The organism is bacterium (assembly GCA_030655055.1).
GTDB lineage: Bacteria > Edwardsbacteria > AC1 > AC1 > EtOH8 > UBA5202.
The window spans coordinates 1-6,201 of sequence record JAURWH010000022.1 but is presented as its reverse complement, the minus strand read 5'-3'; the positions used below and the strand labels follow the sequence as shown (position 1 = coordinate 6,201).

The 6,201-nt window shown below is 57.1% G+C and carries 9 protein-coding genes; all 9 read right to left on the bottom strand.

What is annotated here, in order from left to right:
* On the bottom strand, positions 1-163 hold a 163-nt coding region (locus tag Q7U71_01020; protein ID MDO9390339.1), incomplete at its 3' end, for an OB-fold nucleic acid binding domain-containing protein.
* 71 nt (positions 164-234) lie between these two features.
* Positions 235-576 carry a carboxymuconolactone decarboxylase family protein gene (locus tag Q7U71_01015; protein ID MDO9390338.1) on the bottom strand — a complete coding sequence of 114 codons (342 nt, stop codon included), beginning with the start codon at positions 574-576 and terminating at the stop codon, positions 235-237.
* Positions 577-670: 94 nt separating this feature from the next.
* Positions 671-1,933: a histidine--tRNA ligase gene (gene hisS / locus Q7U71_01010; GenBank protein ID MDO9390337.1), complete on the bottom strand. Its 1,263-nt coding sequence runs from the start codon at positions 1,931-1,933 to the stop codon at positions 671-673.
* Positions 1,930-2,301, bottom strand: coding sequence for a VanZ family protein (locus Q7U71_01005; protein MDO9390336.1), 372 nt, complete (start codon positions 2,299-2,301; stop codon positions 1,930-1,932). The genes hisS and Q7U71_01005 overlap by 4 nt, the downstream gene beginning before the upstream one ends.
* 7 nt (positions 2,302-2,308) lie before the next feature.
* Complete coding sequence (locus Q7U71_01000) at positions 2,309-2,761, bottom strand: PTS sugar transporter subunit IIA (protein MDO9390335.1); 453 nt, start codon at positions 2,759-2,761, stop codon at positions 2,309-2,311.
* 24 nt (positions 2,762-2,785) lie between these two features.
* The gene (hypE, locus tag Q7U71_00995) at positions 2,786-3,799 is read right to left on the bottom strand and encodes a hydrogenase expression/formation protein HypE (GenBank protein MDO9390334.1); all 1,014 of its coding nucleotides are present in this window, start codon (positions 3,797-3,799) and stop codon (positions 2,786-2,788) included.
* 7 nt (positions 3,800-3,806) lie between these two features.
* Positions 3,807-4,937, bottom strand: coding sequence for a hydrogenase formation protein HypD (gene hypD, locus Q7U71_00990; protein MDO9390333.1), 1,131 nt, complete (start codon positions 4,935-4,937; stop codon positions 3,807-3,809).
* Positions 4,938-4,949: 12 nt separating this feature from the next.
* A complete protein-coding gene (locus Q7U71_00985; protein ID MDO9390332.1) occupies positions 4,950-5,171 on the bottom strand; it encodes a HypC/HybG/HupF family hydrogenase formation chaperone in 222 nt (73 codons plus the stop codon).
* Positions 5,172-5,175: 4 nt separating this feature from the next.
* Positions 5,176-6,201: carbamoyltransferase HypF (locus Q7U71_00980; protein ID MDO9390331.1), on the bottom strand; the 1,026-nt coding region annotated here is incomplete at its 5' end.

The following is a 6,201-nucleotide window of genomic DNA, read 5'->3' as shown; positions in this document are numbered from 1 at the left end:
GGGTGATGCCGTAGCGGTCCCGCAGGTTGATGAATATCAGCCCGCCGTGGTCGCGGCTGCGGTGGACCCATCCGCAGAGGGTGACCTCCTGGTTGTTATTGGAGGAACGCAGTTCCCCGCAGGTATGGCTGCGCTGCCAGGCGCCTAAGGTTTCAAGTTTCATGATGCTTGTAATCTTTAATGTTGTACTGTTTTGTTCTTCCATAGCCCAGGCCTTAAGGCCTGGGCTATGGATCAGCCAGCCTGTTCGTCCCAGATCTCATACGCCTTGCGCAAATGCGGTATGGTGATGGACCCGCCCACCACCAGCGATATATTCATGATCTCATCGAACTCCGCCTGGCTTACCCCCAGCTTTTTGCACTGGATGACATGGTAACTGATACAGTCATTGCAACGCAGCACCACAGAAGCGCATAGCCCCAGCATCTCCTTGGTCTTGCCCGGCAGCGCCCCGTCCTGGTAGGCGGCGGTGTCCAAGTTAAAGAACCGCTTGATGCCGGTATGCTCCGCCGCCAGTATCCGGTCGTTCATTTTGGTGCGGTAGGCATTGAATTCTTTTATTTTGTCAGACATAGGAACCTCCCCCCACTAAAAACGCGAAAACTCGCGAAAATTACTTTTCTGTTTATTTAGATCCATTTCGTGCATTTCGTGGGCAGTCGGCCCCCTACTCGCACTGGCAGTACTTCGGCACATTGACCACCAGTTCATCAAAGGCCACCTCGGCCTGCTGGTGCTTGTCCATGTCCTTCAGCGTCGCCACGCCCTTCTTGATCTCATCCTCGCCTATCAGGGCCACGTAGCGGGCATTGAGCCGCCCGGCCTCGCGCATCTGGGCCTTTAAACTGCGGCCCAGAAGTTCCTGCTCGCAGACCAGACCCTTTTGCCGCAGCTGGGAGCAAAGCAAACTTCCTTTCTTCACCGCCTCATCGCCCAAAGTGGCGATGTAGACATCCGGCCGCTTCTCCGGCGGCAGGTTCACTCCCTGATTTTTGAGAGCCAGAACATATCTCTCCAGACCTGAGCCAAAACCCACCCCCGGGGCGGGGCTTCCGCCCAGATCCTCCATCAGGCCGTCGTAGCGCCCTCCGCCGCCCAGGGCATCCTGGGCCCCCAGGTGCTGTGAAACAACTTCGAAAGCTGTGCGGGTATAGTAGTCCAGTCCGCGGACCAGGTTCTTGTCCAGGGTGAACGGGATCTCCAGATCCTTAAGCCGGTCCTGCACCGTCTGAAAATGCGTCTGGCAGTCGCCGCACAAATAGTCCTTCATCTCCGGGACATCCTTGAACTTTGCCTGGTCTATCTTGCAGTCCAGTATCCTCAGGGGATTGCGGTTATAGCGGTCCTGGCAGTTGTCGCAGAGTTCCGGCAGCATGGGTTTGAAATGGTCCATCAGCTTCTGGCGGTAGGGCGGCCGGCATTGGGAACAGCCCAGGCTGTTGAGCCTTAGGCTTAAGCCTCCCAGACCCAGTTTCTGCAGGGTGAAGAACAACAGCGAGATCGCCTCCACATCGGCCAGGGGGCTGTGGCTTCCCAGCACCTCGGCCCCGAACTGGGTGTGCTGGCGCATCCGGCCGGCCTGGGGCCGCTCGTAGCGGAACATGGGGGCCAGGTAGAAGACCTTGATGTATGGCTGTTCCTTGAGCGTGTTGTGCTCGATCAAGGCCCGCAGCACCGGCGGCGTCCCCTCGGGCCGCAGGGTGATGGAGCGCTGGCCCTTGTCGGTGAAGGTGTACATCTCCTTCTGGACGATGTCGGTGGTGTCCCCGGTGCCCTTGACGAACAGCGCGGTGTCCTCAAAGACCGGGGTACGGATCTCTTTGAAGCCGTAGATCCGGGCCTGCTCCCGGATCACCGATTCTATGTGCTGCCAGAGATGGACCTGGTCCGGCATCACGTCATATGTGCCCTTGCTGGCTTGAAATTTCATTTGTCTTCGTCCTTGTTCTTGTAGCATAGTTTGGAGATCCCGGTGCCCGCCGTAAAACCTATCACGTTCATGGAAAAGTCCAAAAATGATACTGTCCTTCCCGGGACCATCACTTCGTGGTATTCGTCAATGGCGGCCAGGCCCAGCCCCATCACCAGCAGCACCGCCCACAACCCCTTATGCCGGTATCCCGTCATTGAAAAAGCCCGGGCCGCCAGCAGCGCCAGCACCAGGTACACCACGATGTGGAATACTAGGTCGGCATGGGGGTACCTTGCCGGGGTCGTTAAATTGGGGATGGAGGTGGCCGTGATCATCAAAACCAGCCAGGCGGCCACCGGGCCCCAGATCAATAGTTTCTTCCGCATTATGTTCTTATTCCACCTGACTGAATATTTTAAGCACTTCTTCGGCGCTGGCCGCCTTCACCAGCTGTTCCCGGATCTGGTCCCGGTTCAACAGCCGGGAGACCAAAGCCAAGGCCTTGACGTGGTCGGCGATGAAGTTCTGGGGGGTGGCCACGAAAAAGAATATCTGCACCGGCTGGTCGTCCAGCGAGCCGAAATTAACCGGCTGGCGGCTGATGCCGAAGGCGCCAGTCATCTTCTTAAGTTCTTTGGTTCGGCCGTGGGGAATTGCCACTCCCTTGCCGATCCCGGTGGACATCAGCCCTTCCCGCTCCATGGCCGAGCGGAGCAGGTCCGGCTGGTTCTCTATCAGACCTGCCCCGGCCATCAAAGCCACCAGTTCCGAGATGATCTCCTCCTTGGTGGTCCCGTTAAGCGGAACCTTGATGCAGTTCAGCTCCAGTATTTCGTTGATCTTCATCTCTATCGCCTTATTGTGTTGATTTTAACAGATCCGCGGCAGGGCCTCGCCCTCCAGCATCATCAGCGGCCGCTTGCTTCCCAGGAACGTGGTCAGCAGCACCTGAGGTTTGCCGGCTTCGACCTTGCCGATGATGGCCGCATCTTTGCCCAGCGGGTCCTGACGCATGGCACTCAATATCTTTTCCGAATCTTCCCGGGGCACGATGGCTATCAGTTTGCCCTCGTTGGCCACATACAGCGGGTCCAGGCCCAGCATCTCGCAGGCGCCTTTGACCTCCTGTTTGACCGGTATCTTTTCTTCCTCGATGTTGATGGTGACCTTTGATTGCAGCGCGATCTCGTTGAGCGTGGTGGCCAGCCCGCCCCGGGTGGGGTCGCGCAGAACGTGGATCATTCCCGCCTTCAGCATTTCTCCGACCAGTCCGTTGAGCGGGGCCGCATCACTGAGCAGGTTCCCGCTGAGGCCGAAATTGTTACGAGCGTTGATCACCGCCGCCCCGTGGTCGCCGATGGAACCGCTGATGATCACCAAATCTCCCGGCACAGCCAGGGAGCCTGAGATCTCGACTCCCTCAGGGATCACCCCCACTCCGGAGGTATTGATGAACAGGCCATCGCAGGCGCCCTTATCAACCACTTTGGTGTCACCGGTTACTATGGCCACGCCTGCCTCTTTGGCGGCCGCCGCCATGGAATCAGCCACCTTTTCCAGGGTCTCAAGCGAGAAGCCTTCTTCTATGATGAATCCAACCGAGAGATACAACGGCCGGGCGCCCTTCATGGCCAGATCGTTGACCGTACCGCAGACCGCCAGCCGCCCGATGTCCCCGCCCGGGAAGAATAGCGGCTTGACCACATAACTGTCCGTGGTAAAAGCAATTTTGCAGTTTGCAGTCTGCAATTTGCATTCAGCCGCATCATCCCCCTGGTTGAGCAGAGCGTTTGAAAAACGAGTCTTGAATACCTTTTCAATCAACTCGTGGGAAAGACGCCCGCCGGAGCCGTGGGCTAAAAGTATTTTATCGGTAACACCCAATGGTTTTTTATTTTTGATTTTTAATATTTTGTTTTTCAGTCCCCGCCCCGTATTTGTACCACGCTGCGCAGGCCCCTTCTGATGACACCATGCACGGTCCCACCGGGCTTTCCGGTGTGCATTTATTCCCGAACATCGGGCATTCATCAGGCTGATGAAGTCCCATCATCACCTGGCCGCAGATGCAGCCCTGGGGCTCTATGGCCGGCGGGACTTCGATCTTAAATCGTTTTGCAGCGTCGAAAGAAACGTATTCTTCCCGGAAGCAAAGCCCGGTCTCCGGGATGCTGCCGATGGCCCGCCATTCGGCGGTGCAGGGCTGCATCACTTTGTCCAGTATTGCCAGGGCGTGGGGGTTGCCGGCATCCGGCACGCCCCGCCGGTACTCGGTCTGCACGCTGAAAGCCAGCCCGTCCTTTTTATGGCTTCGGAGCTGTTCCAGCAGCATTACTATTGACTCCAGTATGTCCAGTGGCTCGAACCCGGCGATGACGCAGGGGATCTGATATTCCGCCGGAATGAATTGATACGGCCGGCTGCCAATGATGGCCGAAACATGCCCCGGACAGAGGAACCCGTCTATCCTGGTCCGGCCGGATTCCAATATGGCTTTTAAAGCGTTAGGCACGGTCTTGAAGGCCGGATAGACCGAGAAATTGCCGATGCCCTTCTCTTTGGCCTCCAGCACCGTGGCGATGATGGTGGGCGAGGTTGTCTCAAAACCCACTCCGGCAAAGACCACCTGCTTCTGCGGGTTCTCGGCTGCGATCTGCAGGGCATCCAGCGGAGAGTACAGTATCCTGACATCGGCCCCCTGGGACTTGGCCTCCCGCAGGCTGCTGTGCGAACCGGGAACGCGGACCATGTCGCCGAAGGTGGTAAAGATGACTTCCTTCAGCCCGGCAATGGCGATCGTTTTATCGATGTCGGTCAGCGAAGTGACGCAGACCGGGCAGCCCGGCCCGGATAAAAGTTTTATTGACTTCGGGATCAGCCCCCGGATGCCGAACTGAGAGATGGCCATGGTGTGGCTGCCGCAGACCTCCATGAAGGAATAAGGGCCGTCGCACAGGCCCTCTATCCTTTTGACCAGTTTTGCGGCCACCACCGGGTCGCGGAATTTATCAAGATCGATCATGCTGGCTGGCCGTCAGGTGATGGTGATGCCGGTCTCTTCCAGCAAACGGTATGTTTCCTCGGCCTCTTTGGGATCTATCCGCTGGATGGCAAAGCCGGCGTGGATCAGCACGAACTCCCCCACCTTGGCGTCGGGCATCATATGCAGTCCGATGCTGCGTTTAAGGCCCCGGATGTCCACTTCGGCCTTGTTCCCCTCGATGGTCTCGATCTTGGCTGGTATGGCTAAACACATCTTCTTACTTCCCTAAAATGCTTGACACCAATTGTCCCAGGGCTATTCCGCCGTCATTCGACGGTACCTGTTTGTGGATCAGTACCTGGTAATCTTTTTGCAACAATCCCTGCCGGACACGGTCCAACAGAGTTCTGTTTTGGAACACGCCCCCGGAAAGTGCCACGGTTTTTATCCCTGATCGTAGCTTTAAATTATCGCACATTGCCAGGGTAAAGTCAACGATTGTATTGTGGAATTTGGCCGAACAAACGCCCGGTGCCACGCCTTTTTTAACGTCGTCGTTCAACTGCCGCCACATCTCTTTTAACCGGACTATTGACTGTCCGTCTGATTGAATTATCTGATGATCGTATCTGCCGGTGGTGCCGGGATCAACGCAATTCTCCAGCGCGATGGCCGCCTGGGCCTCAAAGGTAATGGCGGGACATACCCCCAGCAATGCGCTGACCGCGTCGAACAGGCGCCCTAGGCTGGAGGTCCAGGCCAGGTTGAATTTGCTGTCCAATTGTTTGGATATCAGTTCCAGTTCTGGCTGGTATTGCTTGGGGAACACCGGCGCCGGCAGTTCATTCAAAAGATACTTGCCGTAGGCGGCGGCTATCCGGTAGGGCTTTTTGATGGAGGTTTCGCCTCCCGGCAGGGGCAGGTATTCCAGGTGCCCGGCCCTGTCCATCGTTTTGCCGTCGAACAGGAAGAACTCCCCGCCCCAGATATTGCCGTCTCCGCCGTAGCCGGTGCCGTCGAAGGCCACTCCGATGGCCGGGACCATTTTGCCGTTATCGGCCAGGGTGCTTAGGATATGGGCTTGGTGATGCTGTACCGTGTTCAGAGCCACGCCAGTCTGTTCCTTGGCCCATCTGGTGGTAAGATAGTCAGGGTGCAGGTCGTGGACAATGACCTCCGGCTTTATCCGGAACCACTTCTGGTATTTTTCAACCGCCTCTTTGAAAAATTCCAGGGTGGCCAGGTTATCCATCTCGCCGATGTATTGGCTTAGATAGGCCTTGTTGCCGGAAGCCAGACAGAA